General features: G+C 60.1%; 15 protein-coding genes. 11 read left to right on the plus strand and 4 right to left on the minus strand.

Annotated features, from left to right (window positions below; all coding sequences use genetic code 11):
- Positions 1-154 precede the first annotated feature (154 nt).
- The 7 genes from dgcB to AB4O41_RS19275 all read left to right on the plus strand — a co-directional run bounded on the left by dgcB (position 155) and on the right by AB4O41_RS19275 (position 12,740).
- Positions 155-2,104, plus strand: a complete 1,950-nt coding sequence (gene dgcB, locus AB4O41_RS19245; protein WP_460144302.1) for a dimethylglycine demethylation protein DgcB — start codon at positions 155-157, stop codon at positions 2,102-2,104.
- Complete coding sequence (gene etfA / locus AB4O41_RS19250; protein WP_460144303.1) at positions 2,104-3,324, plus strand: electron transfer flavoprotein subunit alpha; 1,221 nt, start codon at positions 2,104-2,106, stop codon at positions 3,322-3,324. The genes dgcB and etfA overlap by 1 nt, the downstream gene beginning before the upstream one ends.
- Positions 3,325-3,339: 15 nt before the next feature.
- On the plus strand, positions 3,340-4,110 hold the full coding sequence (gene etfB, locus AB4O41_RS19255; protein WP_030128552.1) for an electron transfer flavoprotein subunit beta: 771 nt from the start codon (positions 3,340-3,342) through the stop codon (positions 4,108-4,110).
- Between the two features lie 194 nt (positions 4,111-4,304).
- Complete coding sequence (locus tag AB4O41_RS19260) at positions 4,305-4,871, plus strand: N-acetyltransferase family protein (RefSeq protein WP_460144304.1); 567 nt, start codon at positions 4,305-4,307, stop codon at positions 4,869-4,871.
- A gap of 1,136 nt (positions 4,872-6,007) precedes the next feature.
- The gene (locus AB4O41_RS19265; protein ID WP_460144305.1) at positions 6,008-9,460 is read left to right on the plus strand and encodes an alpha/beta fold hydrolase; all 3,453 of its coding nucleotides are present in this window, start codon (positions 6,008-6,010) and stop codon (positions 9,458-9,460) included.
- A gap of 140 nt (positions 9,461-9,600) precedes the next feature.
- Positions 9,601-11,469: a c-type cytochrome gene (locus tag AB4O41_RS19270; protein ID WP_460144306.1), complete on the plus strand. Its 1,869-nt coding sequence runs from the start codon at positions 9,601-9,603 to the stop codon at positions 11,467-11,469.
- A gap of 26 nt (positions 11,470-11,495) precedes the next feature.
- Positions 11,496-12,740, plus strand: coding sequence for a metallophosphoesterase (locus AB4O41_RS19275; RefSeq protein ID WP_460144307.1), 1,245 nt, complete (start codon positions 11,496-11,498; stop codon positions 12,738-12,740).
- 101 nt (positions 12,741-12,841) lie between these two features.
- On the opposite strand, the gene gbcA is transcribed toward AB4O41_RS19275, so the two are convergent.
- Positions 12,842-14,137, minus strand: a complete 1,296-nt coding sequence (gene gbcA, locus AB4O41_RS19280) for a glycine-betaine demethylase subunit GbcA (protein ID WP_460144308.1) — start codon at positions 14,135-14,137, stop codon at positions 12,842-12,844.
- 282 nt (positions 14,138-14,419) lie between these two features.
- On the opposite strand from gbcA, the gene gbcB reads away from it, so the two are divergent.
- Positions 14,420-15,520 (plus strand): glycine-betaine demethylase subunit GbcB, encoded by a 1,101-nt coding sequence (gbcB, locus tag AB4O41_RS19285; protein WP_460144309.1) that lies wholly within the window; start codon positions 14,420-14,422, stop codon positions 15,518-15,520.
- Between the two features lie 70 nt (positions 15,521-15,590).
- Here gbcB and AB4O41_RS19290 read toward each other — a convergent pair whose 3' ends face one another.
- The 3 genes from AB4O41_RS19290 to AB4O41_RS19300 form a co-directional block, all read right to left on the minus strand.
- A complete protein-coding gene (locus tag AB4O41_RS19290; RefSeq protein ID WP_460144310.1) occupies positions 15,591-16,415 on the minus strand; it encodes an SDR family oxidoreductase in 825 nt (274 codons plus the stop codon).
- A gap of 227 nt (positions 16,416-16,642) precedes the next feature.
- The gene (locus AB4O41_RS19295; protein WP_460144311.1) at positions 16,643-17,176 is read right to left on the minus strand and encodes an REP-associated tyrosine transposase; all 534 of its coding nucleotides are present in this window, start codon (positions 17,174-17,176) and stop codon (positions 16,643-16,645) included.
- 251 nt (positions 17,177-17,427) lie between these two features.
- Positions 17,428-18,468, minus strand: a complete 1,041-nt coding sequence (locus tag AB4O41_RS19300) for a threonine aldolase family protein (protein WP_460144312.1) — start codon at positions 18,466-18,468, stop codon at positions 17,428-17,430.
- Positions 18,469-18,595: 127 nt separating this feature from the next.
- Here AB4O41_RS19300 and AB4O41_RS19305 point away from each other — a divergent pair, with 127 nt between their 5' ends.
- The 3 genes from AB4O41_RS19305 to AB4O41_RS19315 all read left to right on the plus strand — a co-directional run bounded on the left by AB4O41_RS19305 (position 18,596) and on the right by AB4O41_RS19315 (position 22,155).
- Entirely contained in the window at positions 18,596-19,312 is a 717-nt protein-coding gene (locus AB4O41_RS19305) for a TraX family protein (protein WP_460144313.1), read from the plus strand.
- A 315-nt stretch (positions 19,313-19,627) separates the two neighbouring features.
- Positions 19,628-20,881, plus strand: coding sequence for a serine hydroxymethyltransferase (gene glyA / locus AB4O41_RS19310; RefSeq protein ID WP_038981136.1), 1,254 nt, complete (start codon positions 19,628-19,630; stop codon positions 20,879-20,881).
- Between the two features lie 23 nt (positions 20,882-20,904).
- A complete protein-coding gene (locus tag AB4O41_RS19315) occupies positions 20,905-22,155 on the plus strand; it encodes a sarcosine oxidase subunit beta (RefSeq protein ID WP_038981138.1) in 1,251 nt (416 codons plus the stop codon).
- Positions 22,156-22,168 lie beyond the last annotated feature (13 nt).

Below are 22,168 nucleotides of genomic sequence, written 5' to 3' on the forward strand. Positions count from 1 at the left end.
TAGGAGCAAGGCTTGCCCGCGAAGGCGGACTGACATTCAACATTGATGTCGGCTGATCCATCGCCTTCGCGGGCAAGCCTCGCTCCTACAGGGATTCGGGCAAGGCATCCAGGTAGTTTGGCCTGCAAGACCCTGCGGTCTTTGGGAGCTCCACATGTTGAACACCCTTCTTCCAATCCTGTTGTTCGCTGCCTTGGGCCTGGCTGTCCTGGGCGCGTTGCGGCGGGTGGCTATGTGGCGTCAGGGCCGGGCTTCGAAAGTCGACCTGATCGGCGGTCTGTTCGCCATGCCCAAACGCTACATGGTCGATTTGCACCACGTCGTCGCGCGGGACAAATACATTGCCAACACCCACGTCGCCACGGCTGGTGGTGCGGTGGCGTCCATTGTGCTGGCGATATTGGTTCATGGCTTTGGCCTGCATAACCGCATCCTCGGTTATGCACTGCTGCTGATGTCGGCAGTGATGTTTGTCGGCGCGATCTTTATGTTCCTGCGCCGTCGCAACCCACCGGCCCGCTTGTCCAAAGGCCCGTGGATGCGCCTACCGAAAAGCCTGATGGCGTTCTCGGCGTCGTTCTTCCTGTTGACCCTGCCGGTCGCCGGCATCCTTCCGGAAAACTTCGGTGGTTGGGTGGTGGCTGCGATCCTCGGCGTCGGCGTGCTCTGGGGCGTGTCGGAACTGTTCTTCGGCATGACCTGGGGCGGGCCGATGAAGCACGCCTTCGCCGGTGCATTGCACCTGGCCTGGCACCGTCGCGCCGAACGTTTTGGCGGCGGTCGTTCCACCGGTTTGAAACCGCTGGACCTGAATGACCCGAACGCACCGCTGGGTGTGGAAAAACCCAAGGATTTCACCTGGAACCAACTGCTTGGCTTCGACGCCTGCGTGCAGTGCGGTAAATGCGAAGCCGCGTGCCCGGCGTTCGCCGCCGGCCAGCCGCTGAACCCGAAAAAACTGATTCAGGACATGGTCGTTGGCCTGGCCGGTGGCACTGATGCCAAGTTCGCCGGCAGCCCCTATCCGGGCAAAGCCATCGGCGAACACGGTGGCAATCCGCATCAGCCGATCGTCAACGGTCTGGTGGACGCTGAAACCCTGTGGTCATGCACCACTTGCCGTGCCTGCGTCGAGGAATGCCCGATGATGATCGAGCACGTCGACGCTATCGTCGACATGCGTCGCCATCTGACTCTGGAAAAAGGCGCGACCCCGAACAAGGGCGCCGAAGTGCTGGAAAACCTGATCGCCACCGACAACCCTGGCGGCTTCGCGCCGGGCGGGCGGATGAACTGGGCGGCGGATTTGAACCTGAACCTGCTCAGCGAGAAGAAATCCACCGACGTACTGTTCTGGGTCGGCGACGGTGCCTTCGACATGCGCAACCAGCGCACTTTGCGTGCCTTCGTCAAAGTGCTGAAAGCGGCCAAGGTCGACTTCGCGGTGCTGGGTCTTGAAGAACGCGACAGCGGTGACGTGGCCCGACGCTTGGGCGACGAAGCGACCTTCCAGCTATTGGCCAAACGCAACATCCAGACCTTGGCCAAGTACAGCTTCAACCGCATCGTCACCTGTGACCCGCACAGTTTCCACGTGCTGAAAAACGAGTACGGCGCCTTCGACGGCAACTACCTCGTGCAGCACCACAGCACTTACATGGCTGAGATTATTGGCGAAGGCGCCCTGAACCTCGGCCAGCACAAAGGCAGCAGCGTGACCTATCACGACCCGTGCTACCTCGGTCGCTACAACGGCGAATACGAGGCGCCGCGTGAAGTGCTGCGCGCCCTGGGCATCGAGATCAAGGAAATGCAACGCTCCGGCTTCCGTTCACGCTGCTGCGGCGGCGGTGGCGGAGCGCCGATCACCGACATTCCGGGCAAGCAACGGATTCCCGACATGCGCATGGAAGACATCCGCGAAACCGGCGCCGAACTGGTGGCCGTGGGTTGTCCACAGTGCACTGCGATGCTCGAAGGCGTGGTCGAACCGCGTCCAATGATCAAGGACATCGCCGAACTGGTAGCCGATGCGTTGCTCGAAGACGCAACGCCGGGAAAGCCATCGGCACCGGCCAAACGTGAACCTGCGGAGGTGCATTAATGAGCGACATTATCCGCCGCGACCCACGCGCCGAATGGATCGTCCGCAACCGCTTGCACCCGCTGCACGCGGCCATGCAACCGGCGCAACACAGCTGGATGGGGCCTAACGGTCTCATCCGCAAGAATCCTCACGGGATCGGTTTTCTCGGCCCCAACGGCATCAAACGTATTGACCGCAGCGGCGCTCAGCAGGGCGGGGCGACCAAACGCTCGGCCGTGGTTGAAGTGCAATTGCCGCTGCATCAAGTGCCTGCACCCGTGTTCTACATCTGCGTGGTGCCGGACATGGTCGGCGGCCGTTTGAGCAGCCACGACCGTGACTTGCTCGGCCTGGCTCATCAGTTGGCCGGCAAGGACGGCGCGGTACTGGCCGTGGTCTTCGGTGAACACAAGGAAAATGCTTTCGCCACCGCTGGCGTTGATCGCCTGCTGGTGCTTGAGGGCGACGAATTCAGCGGTTATGCACCGGAACAACGCGTCCAGGGCCTGCGGGCTGTGGATAACCAGTTCAGCCCACGTCACTGGTTGCTGCCGGACAGCCGCAGCGGTGGTGGCGAACTTGGTCGCCGCTTTGCCGCCGCACTGGGCGAACGCCCGGCCACGCGGGTCTGGCAGGTCAAGGATCAGGAGTGCATCGGCCGCGCCGGTGCTGGTTTGCAAGACCTTGCACGTCCGGTCGCACGCTTGATTCTGGCGGCTGCCGAATGCGCCGAACCGGTCAGCGAAACCCGTCATGAGGCCTTGCCGGTGGAGTTATCCACAGCGGTCGCCCGCAGCCTGTCGCGGATCGAAGATCTGGGCGCGGTGGCGGTGGACCCGGCGGCGATTCCGATGGCCGAAGCCGAGTTCATCTTCTCCGGCGGTAACGGGGTCAAGGACTGGGGACTTTTCCACAGGACGGCCGAGGCGTTGGGCGCGACCGAAGGTGCATCGCGGGTGGCGGTGGACGATGGTTTCATGGCACGCGACCGTCAGGTCGGTGCGTCCGGCACCTGGGTCACGGCACGGGTTTACGTGGCAGTGGGTATCTCCGGGGCGATCCAGCACCTGCAAGGCATCGGTGCCTGCGACAAGGTGGTGGCGATCAACCTCGATCCTGGTTGCGACATGATCAAACGGGCCGACCTGTCGGTGATCGGCGAGAGCGCCGAGATTCTTCAAGCCTTGATCGATGCGCTAGAGGCTTACCGCAATGAAGCCAAGCGCGATGCGGCTTAAGGAAAGGAAAGGGTTATGAGCACGAAAATCATCAGCCTGGTGTCCATCGGCGCCCACCCGACCTCCGGCCGGCCACGCCGCGCCGAGCAGGATGCGCGGGCGGTTGAACTGGGTTTGCAACTGGCTGGGGATAACCTGCAAGTGCTGCATGCCGGCGACGTCGCGGAACCGGCACTGCGCGCTTATCTGGGCATGGGCCTGGAACAGCTGCATGTGCTGGAGCAACCTGAAGGTGCGGACGCACTGCCAGCGTTGACCGCGTATTTGCGCGATGCCGGGGCGCAAGTGGTGCTGACCGGCAGCCAGGCGGAAACCGGTGAAGGCTCGGGCATGTTGCCGTTCCTGCTGGCGGAAAGTCTTGGTTGGCCGCTGGTGGTGGGTTTGGCGCAGGTCGAATCCATTGACGGTGGTTCAGCGCTGGTGCTGCAGGCCTTGCCGCGCGGGCAGCGTCGTCGCTTGAAAGTACGCCTGCCGTTTCTTGCGACTGTGGATAACGCGGCGCCCAAGCCTCGGCAGAGTGCCTATGGTCCGGCACGTCGCGGGGTATTGCAGGCGGATGAAGTCGAGGTGATCGACGATGAACTGCTCGCGGTGGCCACGCTGCAACCGGCCAAGCCACGGCCCAAACGCTTGAAAGTGATCAAGGCCAAGAGCGGTGCAGACCGCATGAAAGCCGCGACGGCCAAGGCCAGTGGTGGAGGCGGACAGGTGCTCAAGGGCGTAACCGCGCAGGCGGGCGCCGAAGCCATTCTCAAGTTGTTGATTGAAGAAGGCGTGGTTCGCTAACTCATAATCACCATCGATCCATGTGGGAGCGAGCCTGCTCGCGAAGGGGTCATGACATTCAGCATATACGCTGGCTGACCCACCGCATTCGCGAGCAGGCTCGCTCCCACAGAGGCTCCGTTCGTGCCCCGAACAGGTGAAATGCCGGAAACGCAGAACGTGAAAGTCATCTCACCGAAATTTATGGGGAAATAATGGAAGTTGAATTTCGTCCGGCTTCACGCGCGGATGCGCGCGAGATTGCTCGCTTGTTTCAGATCTCATCAGAAGGTGCGGCGGATTACATCTGGAGCCAGTTGGCGGAGCCCGGGCAGGATCTGCTGGAGGTTGGTGCCAGTCGTTACGCTCGCGAAGACGTCGATTTCTCCTACCAAAACTGCCTGATCGCGCAGGCCGAGGGAGAGGTCATCGGCATGCTGCACAGCTACGCGATGCGCCACGATCCGCAGGCTGCTCCCGTGACCGATCCGGTCCTGGCGCCGTATGCCACGATGGAAATTCCCGACACCCTTTATATTTCGAGCCTGGCCCTGCATGAGGGCTGGCGCAATCAGGGGTTGGGCAAACAATTCCTCGCCTATGCTTACGACCGTGCCAACCGGTTGGGGCTCAATGGCTTGAGCCTGATCGACTACGCGGTGAACACCGGCGCCCGACGGTTTTATGAGCGCCATGGCTTCCGGATCGTCGATACCTGCCAGATCACGCCCCACCCGATGATTCGGGTCACGGGGGAAGCCTATTTGATGTATCGGCCTTAAGGCCCGAGCCCAATCCATGTGGGAGCGGGCTTGCTCGCGAAAGCGGCGGGTCAGTCGACATCGATGTTGAAGGTCAGTCAGCCTTCGCGAGCAAGCCCGCTCCCACACGGAGCAGTGTCGATCACAGATTGTGTGGGCACCAACAATCCGCTGTGGTTACCCACAATCCCTGTTAGTGCTTCTGTGGATAACATGTTCGCCCCTCTCTACACCCCATGCCCATCAAGCCCTCCATCCCTCCGTACAAAAAACAACCAGCCTAACCCCCGGTTTTTTCGAGCTTTTTCCACAGAATGACTTCGCTCGCAAGCGGATACTTGCCCCCAATCTCTGTTGGCGCTTCTGTGGATAAGATGTTCGCTGTCCGCTACAGGCTATATAAACCGTGGCTTTCAGTGGGTTGATCAAATAATGTTCAATTGACCCTTTTCTCTCACTAATCCTTCCGCAAACCCCGAATTCTCGCGGCTTTCAGCAGTTTTCCACAGAACCTGCAAAGTTGCCCCCAAAGTCTGTTGGCGCTTCTGTGGATAAGGTGTTCGCCATCCTCTGCACGTCATATAAACCGTGGGCTACAGGCTTCTGATTAAAAAATGATCAATGCGTGCCCAAAACCCTGCTTCTGGATAAGTCACGGTTTTTCTTGGTTTTTTGTGAATAAATTTGTCCCCTCATCCACAGTTGTCCCCAATAGCTGTGGGTGGAGATGTGGATAACTTGTTCGCTAAACCCTGCAAGCCACGGCCCATATAGGCCGCAACGCGATAGATCAGATTTCATACAGTTCTAAGACACTTCCTTGACTTCGATCTGTCGTCTGTCTTCACTCTCATGGCACAAGGACAGCCGTCACTTATCCACATCTGGTTCAGGGAGAACGCGTGATGGATAGCCAGCCACATCGCTCGCACCCAAATCCCTGCGCGACCTGTGTACCGACACCCGCGACGTTGTTGCGTAAGCGGATTCACCGTCGCGCCGCCAATCAGCGCGCTCGTCTATAGCGCCTGAAACCTTTCCCCATACCCTGACGCCGCTGCCACTGAGGCCCGACCGTGCCTGGTGACCAGGCGTTCGTTCGTCGATCGATTGCAGGCAACCACAGAGTTGCCCATCTGCCTGAGAGGAAATGACCCATGACACGGATCGCCACGCCCATCAGCGACATCAAGGAACATTACGACGTGATTGTCATCGGCTCCGGCTACGGCGGCGGGATCGCGGCGTCGCGCCTGTCCCGGGCCGGCAAGCGGGTGTGCCTGCTGGAGCGAGGACGGGAAATCCAGCCCGGCGAATACCCCAATACGATGCTGGCGGCCACTGAAGAACTGCAAGTCCATGACCCGGACGGGCACATCGGTTCGCGCACCGGGCTGTTCGACTTGCACGTCAATGCCCAGCAGAACGTGGTGGTCGGTTGCGGCCTGGGCGGCACATCGCTGATCAACGCCAACGTTGCGCTGGAACCGGAACCCGGTGTGTTCGACGACCCACGATGGCCACTGGCGGTGCGTGAACACCGCGACACGCTGCTCAAGGACGGTTATGCCCGGGCTCGGGAGATGCTCAAACCCAATCCGTATCCGAACACCGCGCCAAACCTGCCCAAGCTGGACGCTAATAAAAAGTCCGCGGATTACCTCAAGCAAGATGCACACTTCTACAAGCCGCCGATCAACGTGACCTTCGACAAACTGCCGAACAACCTCAACCATGTCGGCGTCGAGCAATTACCGTGCAACCACTGCGGCGACTGCGTGTCGGGCTGTAACAACAAGGCCAAGAACACCACGCTGATGAATTACCTGCCGGACGCCTGGAACCACGGCGCGGAAATTTTCTGCCAGGCCGAGGTGCGGCATCTGGAGCGCGACGGCGACGGCTGGATCGTGCATTTCCAATACCTGGACAGTGGCCGCGAGAAGTTCTCGGCACCGACGCTGTTCGTCAAGGCTGACGTCGTTGTGGTTTCGGCCGGCACTCTGGGGTCCACCGAAATCCTCCTGCGTTCTCGGGACAAAGGTCTGGCGACGTCCGATCAGCTCGGCGAGAACATGAGCGGCAACGGTGACATTCTCGGTTTCGGCCACAACTGCGACCAAGCGATCAACGGCATCGGTTTCGGTGCGCACCCGGCCAGTGAAATGAAACCGGTCGGCCCGTGCATCACCTCGATCATCGACATGCGCACCGAAGGCGACTGGCGCAGCCGCATGGTCATCGAAGAAGGCTCGATCCCCGGCGCGCTCGGCCGGCCCATGGTGCCGAGCATGGCCGCATTCGCCGGGTTGATCGGCAAACCCACTGATGACAGTTTCAGCGGCAAGCTCAAGTACGCCGAGCGCGAAACCGAAAGCTTCCTGCGCGGCCCGTATCACGGCGCCCTGCATAACATGCAGACCTACCTGATCATGAGTCACGATGACGGCAAGGGGCGCATGGTGCTCGACAGCAAGGATCAGCTGCGCATCGACTGGCCGGGCGTTGGCGAGCAGGAAAACGTCAAACTCGGTAACGAGCGACTGCACCAGAGCACCAAGGCATTAGGCGGGATCTGGGTCGAGAACCCGATCTGGACCGAGCTGCTCAAACACAGCATCGTTTCCGTCCACCCGTTGGGCGGTTGCGTGATGGGCGAGGACGCGGAGCAGGGCGTGGTCAATCACAAGGGCCAGGTGTTCAGCAGCACCAGTGGCACCAATGTCTACGCCGGGTTGTACGTAACCGACGGCGCGGTGATTCCGACCTCCCTGGCGGTCAATCCGCTGCTGACCATCTCCGCCGTGAGCGAGCGCAACATGGGCCTGCTGGCGGCCGATCGCGGTTGGCACATCGACTACACGCTGCCCTCGGCGCCGCGCAAACAGGTGGCGCCGCCGACCCTCGGCGTGCAGTTCACAGAAACCATGAAGGGCTATTTTTCCAAAGACTTCACTCAGCCTCAGGGCACCGATCTCAAACTCTACGAAGCGGCGGCCAAACGCGGCGAGTCGGAGAACTCGCCGATCGAGTTCACCCTGACCATCACCGCCAACGACCTCAACCGCATGATCAAGGAGCCGCAACACGCTGCGACGCTGGTCGGCACGCTCAATGCACCAGGCCTGTCGCGGGAACCGCTGACCGCCAGCAATGGCGTGTTCAACCTGTTTGAGGAATATCAGGAACAGGTCGGCGTGCGGCACATGAAATACGACATGAAACTGACCGCCGAGGACGGCAGCGATTATTACTTCAGCGCGTTCAAGACCGTGCCCGAAGACAACGGCGTGCTGAACGTCTGGCATGACACCAGCACTCTTTACGTGACGCTGTATCGCGGGTCGGACAAGACCGGTGAGGTGATGGGTTCGGGTGTGATGCACATTCATCCGGCCGATTTCGCCAAGCAAATGACCACGATGAAGGTGCTCAACGCCCGCAACGAACGCGAGCGTGTTGAAGGCTTGGCACGGTTCGGCAAGTTCTTCGCCGGCATCTTGTGGGAAAGCTACGGCGGCGTGTTCGCCGGCGACATCTACTTCAACCCCGATGCACCGCCCCGGCAGAAACGTCCGCTGGACGCACCGACGCCGAGCGTGCATTTCTTCCAGACTGAAGACAGCGTCCAGCTACGCCTGACCCGCTATCAGGGCGGCAGCAAAGGGCCGGTGATGTTGGTGCATGGCTTGGGCGTGGGCTCGAATATTTTCTCCACCGACACCATCCAGACCAACCTGCTGGAGTACCTGTGCAAGCACGAGTACGACGTCTGGCTGCTGGATCTGCGGGTGAGCATTCTGCTGCCTGCGAGCAAGAAGGAGTGGAACGGCGACCAGATTGCGCAGTTCGACTTCAAGGCCGCCATCGCGCAGATCCAGCAAGCAACCAAGGCGGCGGACGTGCAATGCGTGGTGCATTGCTACGGGGCGACGACTTTCTTTATGTCGCTGCTGGCCGGGTTGCAGGGCGTGCGTTCGGTGGTGTGTTCACAGATCGCGGCGGATACGGTGGTCGCCACGGCAACCGGGCTCAAGGCCGGCTTGCACCTTCCGGGGATGCTCGACGCCATCGGCATCAAATCCCTCACCGCGTATGCCGACAACAAGGAGAGCTGGTTCAACAAGCTCTACGACAAGGCTCTCAACGGCTACGCCCGCATCGAGGCTCAGGGCTACTGCACCAACCCGGTGTGCCATCGCATCACCTTCATGTACGCGTCGCTGTACCGGCACGACACGCTCAACGAGACCCTGCATGACAACCTGCATGAACTGTTCGGCGAATCGAATATGCAGACCTTCGAACACTTGGCGCTAATCCTGCGCAAAGGCCATCTGGTGGACTTCAAGGGCCAGGACGTCTACATGCCGCACTTCGACCGGCTGACCATGCCGATCTGCTTCATCAGCGGCGAAGACAACCAATGCTACCTGCCGGAAAGCACGCTCAAGACCTATGAGCGCGTGTGCAAAGCCCATGGACCGGAGCGCTACAGCCGGCATGTGGTGCCGGGTTACGGGCATATCGACTGCATGTTCGGCAAGAATGCGGTGCTCGATGTGTACCCGATCATCCTGCAACACCTGGAGAAAACAGCGCTCGGCTAGTCGTTAGACCGAGTTGGATTCTTCGCGGGCAAGCCTCGCTCCTACAGGTTTCGCGCTGCTTTTGTAGGAGCGAGGCTTGCCCGCGAAGGCGATCTATCAGGCGCTATACCTCGCGGGTCATGCACAAGGAAATGGATGCTATGGACAGTTACATCCGCTGGTTTCAACGTTTCATCTGGCTAGGCATTGTGATGAACATGGTCTTCGCGATCCCGGCGCTGTTCGCGCCGGCATTGCTGACCTCAATGCTCGGGATGCCGCCGCAGCTCTCCGATCCGTGGCTGGAAAACGCCGGCATGCTGCTGGTGGGGATTAGCCTGTTCTACATGCCGTCAGGCTTCAACGCGCCCAAATACGTGGTGCATTCGTGGCTGTGCGTGTTGTCGCGATTGGTCGCCGTGGCGTTCTGGATTTACCTGATCAACACCAGCAACCAGGCCCAGGTGTTCGTGCCGATGCTGCTGGGCGATCTGAGCATGTTCCTGATCCTCGGGACTCTGCTCTACTTGGGCAGCGCGCCGGCCAATCGGCCCTTGGCGTTGCTTCGCGATGGCTTGCATGAGTGGCGCGAGGCGTGGGCACGACGCTGGCAGCGGCACAGCTTCAAGGTTGCCACGCTGGTCGTGGTACTGGCGCTGGGGTTTATCGGCTACGAAACCTGGTACCAGATGCTGCGGGTGGTGCCGGCAGAGCAATACGCCTCCGATGAGGACCACTACAAATACGGCGCCATCGGCCTGGGCATCGAGGCGCGGATTCCCTATTACCTGTTCGCCGTATTACCGCAGATGTGCCCGGATAAACTGCCCAAACCCGGCGGCTACGAAGTCTTCGGTTTCCTCTACGAGAACGGCAAGGACCTGCCGATCGGCATGGCCAAGCGGCAGATCGGCTACCCGACCGTGGAGCCCAACTGCGCCTTGTGTCACACCGGTTCTTACCGGGCCACTACCAGCGACGTCGCCATCCCGGTGGCCACCGCGCCGGCCAATACCTTGCAACTGCAGGCCTTCCAGTGGTTCGCCTACAATTGCGCCAGCGACCCGACATTCACCCCCGACGCAGTGATGACGGCGATCAACAGCAAGTTCCAGCTCGGGTTTTTCGAGCGCTTGTACAACCGCTACGTGATCATTCCCATGGCCACCAGCGCACTGGTCAAACAGAAGCAGGCCTATGCCTGGCAACGACTGCGCGCACCGCAAGGGCCGGGACGTACCGACACCTTCAACCCGACGAAAATGGTGGTGTTCGGCTTCCCGGATGACTCGACCATCGGCACCGTCGACTTGCCGCAAGTCTGGAACCAGAAGCCTCGGGAGTCGCTGTACCTGCACTGGGACGGCAACAATAACGACATCCATGAGCGCAACTACGCGGCAGCCATGGCCGTGGGCGCAACGCCGGAGTCGGTATTGCCGGCCAGTTTCAACCGGGTGACCAACTGGTTGCTGGGCCACAAGGCGCCGGCATGGCCGTTCGCGCTGGATCAGGCCAAAGTCGCACGGGGTAAACCGGTCTGGGAAAACAACTGCGCCGGTTGCCATGATTTTGGCCGCACCGACACCGGTCAGGTCACCACCAGCATTGATGAACTGGGCACCGATCCCCATCGGCTGAACTCTTTCACCACAGGTTTGGTGACGGCATTCCATGGCTTCAAGAAATCGCCGTTCGACTTTGGCGCCTATCGCAAGACCCAGAGCTACAGCAACACGCCCACCGACGGCGTCTGGTTGCGCGCGCCATACTTGCACAACGGTTCGGTGCCGACCCTGTGGGACTTGCTGCAACCACCGGAAAAGAGACCGCTGGTGTTCTTCACCGGCTCCGATGTGTACGACCAGGACAAGGTCGGCTTCGTCACCAGTGGCCAGCAGATGAAGGCCTCGGCGGACTTCAAATACGACACCCGTCTGGAGGGCAACCACAACGGCGGCCATCTGTACGGTACGCAGCTGTCGGAACTCGATAAGCGGGCGCTCATCGAGTTCATGAAAACCCTGTGATTCCACTACGGATGGAGGAAAACGACATGTCATTGGTCAGTCATTGGGAACACGAGTACGACAAGGTCAAAGTGCGGCTGCATGGTTTGCTCACGCGCGTGGAAATGGCCTGGATGAAGCTCGTCAGCGAACTCGAACCCCAGGAGTTCGAAGCCATCATTGCGCTGCTCAAACGCGGCCACGATCAGGCGCAGTACGTGCTCAAACACGGCGAGTTGCCGGACGATCAGCCGGGCGTGCCGTGGGAGTTGGCTCATGGTTTGTCGATCCTGCGCATCGGTAATGTCAGCCCGTTGCCGCAATCGGTTGATGAGCTACAAACCCGGGTGCTGAAGGACGGCAGTCTGCTCGGTTGCCGCAAATGGGAACTGCTCGACCTGTTATGGAGCGAGGCCCTGCTGAAGTGGATCGAAAACCTGCGGCATCACGCGCCGTTCGCCACAGACCCGGCACTGGTGAAAATGGAGCGCGACGTGACCCTGGCAATTGCCGGCGACTGGGGCACCGGGCCGTTCGACAGCCATGCCCCGGCGGTGGCGGTGGCGAATCAGATGCAACTGGCCCGGGCCAATTTCACCATTCACCTGGGGGATGTGTATTACGCCGGCACCCATTCCCAGGAAGACGTGGACATGGCCGGTTGGCCGATGGGCACGCAGGGCTCGTTCACTCTTAATTCCAACCATGAGATGTACAACGGCGCCCACGGCTATTTCAAGGAACTGGCCAAGCGTTTTCCGGCGCAGCAAGGCACCAGTTATTTTGCGTTGTACAACGATGACTGGCTGGTGATCGGGCTCGACACGGCGTATGCCTCGGACGCCATGAATCTGTACATGGATGGCACCCTCAACCAACCGCAGATCGACTGGATGAAAAGCCTGCCCCAGCGCAAGAAAATCATGGTGCTGAGTCATCACCAGGGCTTTGATATTTCCGGGCACAACAAGACGGCGTTGTACCAACCGGTCTGCGATGCCTTGGGGCGCGAACCGGATTACTGGTATTGGGGGCATTTGCACAACGGCATCTGCTATGCCGCGCAAGGCGGGTTGCATGCGCGTTGCGCCGGGCACGGGGCGATTCCCTACGGCAATGCCAGTGAGCTGAACGGGCATGCACGGGTGCTGTGGTCGGAAACCCAAAATGCGCGGGATGAGGCGTACCCGGATCGGGTATTGAACGGTTATGTGAAGGTGCGGCTAGTGGGGGAGAACATCGAAGAGACGTTTATTGGCGAGGATGGCAGTGTGCGGTGGTCTTCAAGGTAATGGAGTGAATGTTACGGCCTCATCGCGGGCAAGCCCGCTCCCACAAGGGATCTTCAATGCACATAGATCCAGTGTGGGAGCGAGCCTGCTCGCGATGCTTTTTAGCCTTGAACCGGAACTCCTTTGAGGTACGGTGCAGGCTCGGCCCCAAGGTTGTTCAGCAACCGCTCGCTGTACCAATCCACGAAGTTCACCACGCCAAACTCATAGGTCTTGGAGTAAGGCCCAGGCTGGTACGCGGTGGAGTTGATCCCGCGTTGGTTTTCTTCGGCCAGGCGACGGTCCTGGTCGTTGGTCGCATCCCAGACCTGGCGCATGCGCTCCACGTCGTAGTCCACGCCTTCGACCGCGTCCTTATGGACGATCCACTTGGTGGTGACCATGGTTTCCTGAGCGCTGATCGGCCACACGGTGAACACGATGATGTGGTCGCCCATGCAGTGGTTCCACGAGTGCGGCAGGTGCAGGATGCGCATCGAGCCCAGGTCCGGGTTTTTGATGCGGCCCATGAGTTTGGCGCAGCCCTGTTTGCCATCCAGGGTCATCGACACGGTGCCCTTGAGCAGCGGCATGCGCACGATACGGTTACGCAGGCCGAAACTGGCGTGGGCGTAAGGGATCTTCTCGGCTTCCCATGCAGCGGCCGAAGCAGCGACGTGGTCCTTGAAGGCCTGGTCGGCACGCGGGTCGGTGACGTCGTCCCATTCCAGCAGGGTTTTCAACAGTTCCGGGTGCGCCGCGTTGCAGTGGTAGCACTCGCGGTTGTTTTCCAGCACCAGTTTCCAGTTGGCTTTTTCGAACAAGGTGGTCTGGATCGCCACCTTGGTGTTCTCCATGTCGTACGGTTCCATGTAATGGTTCAGCGTCGACAGGAAGTCATCAATGGCCGGTGGGTTCTCCGACAGGCTGATGAAGATGTAACCGCCAGCGGTTTTCACGTTCACAGGCTTCAAGCCGTACTGCTTCATGTCGAAGTCGGCGCCCATTTCGGTGCCGGCGAACAGCAGGCGACCGTCCAGCTCATACGTCCACTGATGGTAGTGGCAGACCAGTTTGGCGACTTTGCCTTTTTCACTGGTGCACAGCCGAGAACCGCGGTGACGGCAGACGTTGTGGAACGCATGGACCACGCCGTCGGCACCACGAATCACGATGATTGGGTTCTTGCCGATTTGCAGGGTCAGGTAGTTGCCCTTGGTCGGGATTTCGCAGGTCATGCCGGCGATCAACCACTCTTTCTGAAAGATTTCCTGCATGTCGATATCAAACAGCCGCTCGTCAGAGTAAAACGGCTGCGGCAGCGAGAAAGTGCGCTCGCGCTCTTGTAGCATCTGCGCGGTGGCCTTGCGTGCGGGTTCCAGTGGATCGCCCAGGCTCAGGGTAGTGGTGACGTCCATCGTGTGTTTCCTCAAGGCCATCTGCGTGGCCGCGAAAGTGGCTGATCAGGTTTGCTACGCAAGGTGTAAAGGTTGTGTCTTGGTATGGGGCGAGTGTGGGGCCGGCGCTCGCCAGAACCTTATCCATGGGCGACATGGCCCAATCTGTTCCCGACGCGCAACCCCCGGTAATTGGGGGCTGGTCGCGATAAGTATGTGAATGTCGCAGATAGGTAAATGGAGGGGCTGCGCTATACGCAGAATCGCCAACATGAAGGCCGACAGTCGGCCGTGGAGATCAGCATGTCCAACAGCTTCCTGAACCCGGTAACCACCCAGACCTGGGCCAATGGTCGACACATTGTCCGTTGCGTCAAAGTCATCCAGGAAACCTGGGATGTGCGCACCTTCTGCTTTATGGCCGACCAGCCAGTCCTGTTCTTTTTCAAGCCCGGGCAGTTCGTCACCCTGGAGCTGGAAATCGACGGCGTGCCGATTATGCGCTCCTACACCATTTCCAGCTCACCGTCGGTGCCGTACAGCTTTTCGGTGACGATCAAGCGTGTGCCGGGGGGCAAGGTGTCCAACTGGCTGCACGACACCCTGCATGAAGGCCAGGAGCTGGCGGTGCACGGGCCGGTCGGGCTGTTCAATGCCATGGATTTCACCGCGCCGAAAGTGCTGTACCTCAGCGGTGGTGTCGGCATTACGCCCGTTATGTCGATGGCTCGCTGGTTCTACGACACCAACGGCAACGTCGACATGGTGTTTATCCACAGCGCCCGTTCGCCCAAAGACATCATTTATCACCGCGAGCTGGAACACATGGCATCGCGGATCGACAACTTCAGTCTGCACCTGATCTGCGAGAAGCATGGTCTGGGCGAGCCGTGGGCCGGTTATCGCGGTTACCTGAACCACAAGATGCTCGAATTGATGGCGCCGGACTTCCTTGAGCGTGAAGTCTTCTGCTGCGGCCCGACCCCGTACATGAACGCGGTCAAGCGCATGCTCGAGACGGCGGGCTTCGACATGACGCGTTATCACGAGGAATCCTTTGGCGCGACGCCAGCGGAAGCCCGTGCCGATGCGGTGGAGCAAGCCGAACAAGCGGCGGATGCTCCGGAAGTCGATGCGGCGGATCTGCATCAGGTGGAGTTCACCGCGTCCGGCAAGAGCATTCGTGTGGCACCGGGCGAAACCGTGCATGCGGCGGCGGCCAAGCTTGGCTTACTGATTCCGAAGGCCTGCGGGATGGGGATCTGCGGGACCTGCAAGGTGATGAAGCTGGGCGGTGAGGTCGAAATGGACCACAACGGCGGGATTACCGAGGAAGACGAGGCCGAGGGTTACATTCTGTCGTGCTGCAGCGTGCCGAAGGGGGATGTGCGGATCGAGTTCTGATTCTCACCGCAGAACCTATGTGGGAGCGAGCCTGCTCGCGATGAGGCTCGCTCCCACAATGGTTGGTATTTCAGTCCACAAACAAGTCGGGCATCAGCTTGTCGTTGCTGTCTGGCTCAAAGCGGTAATGATCGAATTCGGTCACCCCATGCTCACGCAAAATCTCCTCATCAATCAGCAAGCGCCCGGTAATGCTGCGACCACTGCTGCTCAGAATCGCGTAAGCAGCATCCGCCATAATCGCCGGCGAACGCGCATGCTTGAACGACTCGCGTGACCCCAGCTGAAACTCGATGGCGGCTGTGGCGATCATGGTTTGCGGCCACAGGGAATTGACGCTGATGCCGTAGGAGGCAAATTCCTCATTCATGCCCAAAGTCAGCATGCTCATGCCGTATTTGGTCACCGTGTAAGGGCTGTACTGGGCGAACCACTTGGTGGCCAGGTTCAGCGGTGGCGACAGGTTGAGGATGTGGCCGGCGGTTTTTTTCAGATAGGGCAAGGCAGCCTGGCTGCACAGCAGCACGGCGCGGGTGTTGATCTGGTGCATCAGGTCGAAGCGCTTGAGCTCGATGTGTTGCACGCCGGTCAGCTTGATCGCCCCGGCATTGTTGATCAGCGCATCGATGCCGCCGAAATGCTCAGAGGCGTCGGCCATGGCCTGGCGCACGGCAATTTCATCGCGCACATCTACCTGCAAGGCCAGCGCCTTGCCGCCCGCAGCTTCAACTTCCGCCGCCACGCTGAAGATGGTGCCAGGCAGTTTGGGGTGAGGGGTGGCGCTTTTGGCGGCAATCACGATGTTGGCCCCATCCTTGGCTGCCCGCAGCGCAATCTCACGCCCGATCCCGCGGCTGGCGCCGGTAATGAACAGGGTTTTGCCTTTCAATGACATGCGTACGCTCCTGATTGTTGTTATCGATGCGGATCGAAACGGCTCGCCAGTCAATGTAGACCAACTCTTGCGCGATCATGATCGTTCCCACGCTCTGCGTGGGAATGCCTCTCGGGGCGCTCCGCGTTCCAGCCTCACCGCTGACACAATGCCCAGCATCGTTGGTGACGCAGAGCGTCATGGGCTGCATTCCCACGCAGAGCGTGGGAACGATCAGATGGGGGCCCTCAATACCAACGCTGAATCTCGATCAGCCCCTCCATCCCTGCATAGTTCCTCGCACTGGAATAGCGCCAGTGCTCAGGTAAATCCACGTACCCACGCTTCACCGGGTTGAAGTGGATGTAATCCAGCTTCTGGCGCATCACCGTTTCGCTGTACACCATTTCCGCGTGCGAACCTTCCTGCCACAACTGATAAACCCGATCCTGCTTATGTGCCCGTTTGCTGAAGCGCAGTCGTTGCAATGCGCGCTCTGCGCCTTTGTTTTGCAGATCGTCGATGATTTGGCGGGCGGTGAAGGATTTGAACTGGCGGAGGCATTTGCTCAGGTCTGGAGCCTCGGCAACGAAATGCAGATGGTTTTCCAGGACGACGTAACCATACAGCTTTAGATCTTGGCGGGTTTGTTGATAGCGCCAGCAATTGAGCAGGTGCTCGACAATGTAGGGGCGGATAAACAGCGGAAGCCATTCCATGAGGGTGCAGGTCAGGAAATGGGGTTTGTCGGGTTCGGTGATGGTGTAGCGACTTCGGCCCATGGATGCATTCCTTTGCGAGGGAATGACTAGGGTGAGCGGGGTGATGTAGTGGTGCTAGCGGACAGCGCCGCAGAGAAAGTGGGAAATTGCGACGCGCCTCTAATGATCGTTCCCACGCTCTGCGTGGGAATGCAGCCCGTGACGCTCTGCGTCACAAGGGTGTTGGACATGCGTCAGCGGTGAGGCAGGAACGCGGAGCGTCCCGAGAGGCATTCCCACGCAGAGCGTGGGAACGATCAGACTGGTGGGTGTCAGGCCGCCATCACTTCGCGAATATCCGTCGCCAATTCGCGCACGCGTTCTTCTTCGGTGTCCCATGAACACATAAATCGTGCGCCGCCGTTGCCGATGAAGGTGTAGAAGCGCCAGCCCTTGGCGGTCAGTGCGGCAATGGCCGGCTCTGACAGCTGCAGGAACACGCCGTTGGCCTGCACCGGGAACATCAGTTCCACGCCCGGAATGTCGCTCACCAGTTCGGCCAGCAGCTGCGCGCAGTGGTTGGCGTGGCGGGCGTATTTGAGCCAGGCGTCGTTTTCCAGAATCCCGACCCACGGTGCCGAGAGGAAGCGCATTTTCGACGCCAGTTGCCCGGCCTGTTTGCAGCGATAGTCGAAGTCTTCAGCCAGTTTGTGGTTGAAGAACAGAATCGCTTCGCCCACTGCCATGCCGTTTTTTGTGCCGCCGAAGCACAGTACGTCGACGCCGGCCTTCCAGGTCAGGTCCGCTGGTGAGCAGCCAAGAAATGCGCACGCGTTGGAGAAACGCGCGCCGTCCATATGCAGGTTCAGGCCCAGTTCTTTGCAGGTGACACTGATGGCGCGGATTTCTTGCGGGGTGTACACGCTGCCGACTTCGGTAGCCTGGGTCAGGGTCACGACGCGCGGTTTCGGGTAGTGGATGTCCTGGCGCTTGAGGGCGATTTCGCGGATCGATTCCGGCGTCAGCTTGCCGTTTTCGGTGCGAGCAATGAGCAACTTGGAGCCGTTGGAGAAAAACTCCGGCGCGCCGCATTCGTCGGTTTCGACGTGGGCGGTTTCCGAGCAGATCACGCTGTGGTAACTCTGGCACAGTGACGACAGGGCCAACGAGTTGGCCGCGGTGCCGTTGAAGGCGAAGAACACCTCGCAGTCGGTTTCGAACAGTTTGCGAAATTGATCCGAGGCGCGTGCGGTCCACTCATCGTCGCCGTAAGCGCGCTGGTGGCCGTGGTTGGCCTGTTCCATGGCAGCCCAGGCTTCGGGGCAGATACCGGAATAGTTGTCGCTGGCGAATTGTTGGCTCTTGTCGGTCATGGCCTGCTTCCGTGATCGAGGCGCTTGTGGCGCTTCGTTGGTCAATGATGATGCGCACTTTACCGAAGATCGTCCGGGGAGCACACGGGGTGAGTCTGTCAGAAAATTACAAACGCCTTGGGCAATTATGCACATGACTCAGAGGGACGGTGCACTGGATCTGCTCAAGTGGCTGGCGCTGCTGTGCATGGTGCTCGATCACCTGCGATATGTCGGTTACTCCATCGACTTTCTGTATGTGCCGGGTAGGTTGGCATTCCCGTGGTTCTGTTTGGCGATGGCGGCAAATCTATCGCGGGCACCTGCAACAACGACCGACGGCCAGTGGCGTTACCTCGGTTGGTTGTTGCTGTTTAGCGCTGTAAGCGAAATCCCCTACCGGATGTACATTCCTGATCACGACACCTTGAACGTGTTGCCCACGTTGGTTCTGGGTCTGTTGATCGCCCGTGGCTGGCAGCAGGGGATGCTCCAATCGCGACTATTGGCGGCCGGTGCCTTGTTGCTGGCGGCTTTGTTCCCGGAGCGACTGATGTTCGGGTTCTTCGGCATGCTGTTGCCGCTGGCGATGCTGCTGGTGATCCATCGGCCCTGGTATTTCAGCCTGCTGCCGGGGCTAGTCTGTCTGGCGGCCAATCAATGGCAAGTGCTGTATTACGCTGCACGACTTCATAGCGATGTAGCCATTCTCGGCATTGCCGCTTGTCTGATTGCGCCACTATTGGGGCTGTTGCTATTGCGACACGCCCAAGGCATCCGGCCAGCGCCGATGCGTCGCTGGGCTTACGCGCTCTATCCCGCGCATTTCCTCGTGCTTCTGGCCTTGCGCCAACTGATCGCCTGACCCCCAGGCTCTGTGGCGAGGGAGCTTGCTCCCGCTGGGCTGCGTAGCAGCCCCAAACCCAGCGAATGCGGTTCTTCAGGTTGATCGTGTTGGTCGTTTTGCGACTGCTGCGCAGCCGAGCGGGAGCAAGCTCCTCGCCACAAGAGCCTTCCCTGGTCCTGCCTTTTTGGCCCATGTCGTAAACGCACCTTTGCGTGGCGTCCATAGGCATTTGACCTGTCTGCGCCGGTCATACCATCGCATCCAAAGGGCACTGCCGTAACGCCAGTGCCTTACCGAGACGAATGGCGCATAGATGCCGCTGGGAGAGACGCGATGTTCAGCAAGCAAGACCAGATCAAGGGTTACGACGATGCACTGCTGGCGGCGATGAATGCCGAGGAGCAACGCCAGGAAGATCACATCGAGCTGATCGCGTCAGAGAACTACACCAGCAAGCGCGTGATGGAAGCGCAAGGCAGCGGCCTGACCAACAAATACGCCGAAGGTTATCCGGGCAAGCGCTACTACGGTGGCTGCGAGCACGTCGACAAGGTCGAAGCCCTGGCCATCGAACGCGCCAAGCAATTGTTCGGCGCCGACTACGCCAACGTCCAGCCGCACTCCGGTTCCTCGGCCAACAGCGCCGTGTACCTGGCCCTGCTGCAAGCCGGCGATACCATCCTCGGCATGAGCCTGGCCCACGGCGGTCACCTGACCCACGGTGCCAAAGTGTCGTCTTCGGGCAAGCTGTACAACGCCGTGCAGTATGGCATCGACACCAAAACCGGTCTGATCGATTACGACGAAGTCGAGCGCCTTGCCGTCGAATGCAAGCCAAAAATGATCGTTGCCGGCTTTTCGGCCTACTCCAAGACCCTCGACTTCCCTCGCTTCCGCCAGATTGCCGACAAGGTCGGTGCGCTGCTGTTCGTCGACATGGCCCACGTTGCCGGTCTGGTCGCTGCTGGCCTGTACCCGAATCCGCTGCCGTACGCTGATGTGGTCACCACCACCACCCACAAGACCCTGCGCGGTCCTCGTGGCGGCCTGATCCTGTGCAAGTCCAACGAAGAAATCGAGAAAAAGCTCAACGCCGCGGTATTCCCGGGTGCCCAGGGCGGCCCGCTGATGCACGTGATCGCCGGTAAGGCGGTGTGCTTCAAGGAAGCGCTGGAACCTGGCTTCAAGGCTTATCAGCAACAAGTGATCGACAACGCCCAGGCCATGGCCGGCGTATTTATCAAACGCGGCTACGATGTAGTGTCCGGCGGCACCGATAACCACCTGTTCCTGGTCAGCCTGATCCGTCAGGGCCTCACCGGCAAAGAGGCGGATGCAGCACTCGGTCGCGCCCACATCACCGTGAACAAGAACGCTGTCCCGAACGATCCACAGTCGCCGTTCGTGACCTCCGGCCTGCGTATCGGCACCCCGGCGGTGACCACTCGCGGCTTCAAGGTCACCCAGTGCATCACACTGGCCGGCTGGATCTGCGACATCCTCGACAACCTCGGCGACGCCGATGTCGAGGCCAATGTCGCGCAGCAAGTGGCAGCCCTGTGCGCGGACTTCCCGGTTTATCGCTGAGCGCGGTTTTGGAGTAAATGACTATGCAACGCTATTCGGGCTTCGGCCTCTTCAAACACTCCCTCAGCCATCACGAAAACTGGCAGAAGATGTGGCGCACGCCGACCCCTAAAAAGGTCTATGACGTGGTCATCGTCGGCGGTGGCGGGCATGGTCTGGCGACCGCTTACTACCTGGCCAAGGAACACGGCATCACTAACGTGGCCGTGGTCGAGAAAGGCTGGCTGGGCGGCGGTAACACCGCGCGCAACACCACCATCGTTCGCTCCAACTACCTGTGGGACGAGTCGGCGCACCTGTACGAACACGCGATGAAACTGTGGGAAGGCCTGTCCCAGGACCTGAACTACAACGTGATGTTCTCCCAGCGTGGCGTCTACAACCTGTGCCATACCCTGCAGGACATTCGTGATTCCGAGCGTCGGGTCAGCGCCAACCGCCTCAACGGCGTGGACGGCGAACTGCTCGATGCCAAACAGGTAGCCGACGAGATTCCGTACCTCGACTGCTCCAAGAACACTCGCTACCCGGTGATGGGCGCAACCGTCCAGCGTCGCGGCGGCGTGGCTCGTCACGATGCCGTGGCGTGGGGTTTTGCCCGCGCCGCTGACGCCTTGGGCGTGGACCTGATTCAACAGACCGAAGTGATCGGCTTCCGCAAGGAAAACGGCGTGTGCATCGGCGTTGAAACCAACAAGGGCTTCATCGGCGCCAAGCGCGTCGGTGTGGTCACCGCCGGTAACTCCGGGCACATGGCCAAACTCGCCGGTTTCCGTCTGCCGATCGAATCGCACCCGCTGCAAGCGCTGGTGTCCGAACCGATCAAGCCGATTATCGACAGCGTGATCATGTCCAACGCCGTACACGGTTACATCAGCCAGTCCGACAAGGGCGATCTGGTGATCGGCGCCGGTATCGACGGTTATAACGGCTACGGTCAGCGCGGTTCGTACCCGGTGATCGAGCACACCGTTCAGGCCATCGTCGAGATGTTCCCGGTGTTGTCCCGCGTACGCATGAACCGTCAGTGGGGCGGCATCGTCGACACCACGCCGGATGCGTGCCCGATCATTTCGAAAACCCCGGTACCGAACATGTTCTTCAACTGCGGTTGGGGCACCGGTGGCTTCAAGGCAACACCTGGCTCGGGCAACGTATTTGCCGCCAGCCTGGCCAAGGGTGAAATGCACCCATTGGCTGCACCTTTCTCCATCGACCGTTTCCACAACGGTGCGTTGATCGACGAACACGGCGCTGCTGCGGTTGCCCACTAACAGGAGAAATCCC

Source organism: Pseudomonas sp. S2_A02, from assembly GCF_054668495.1.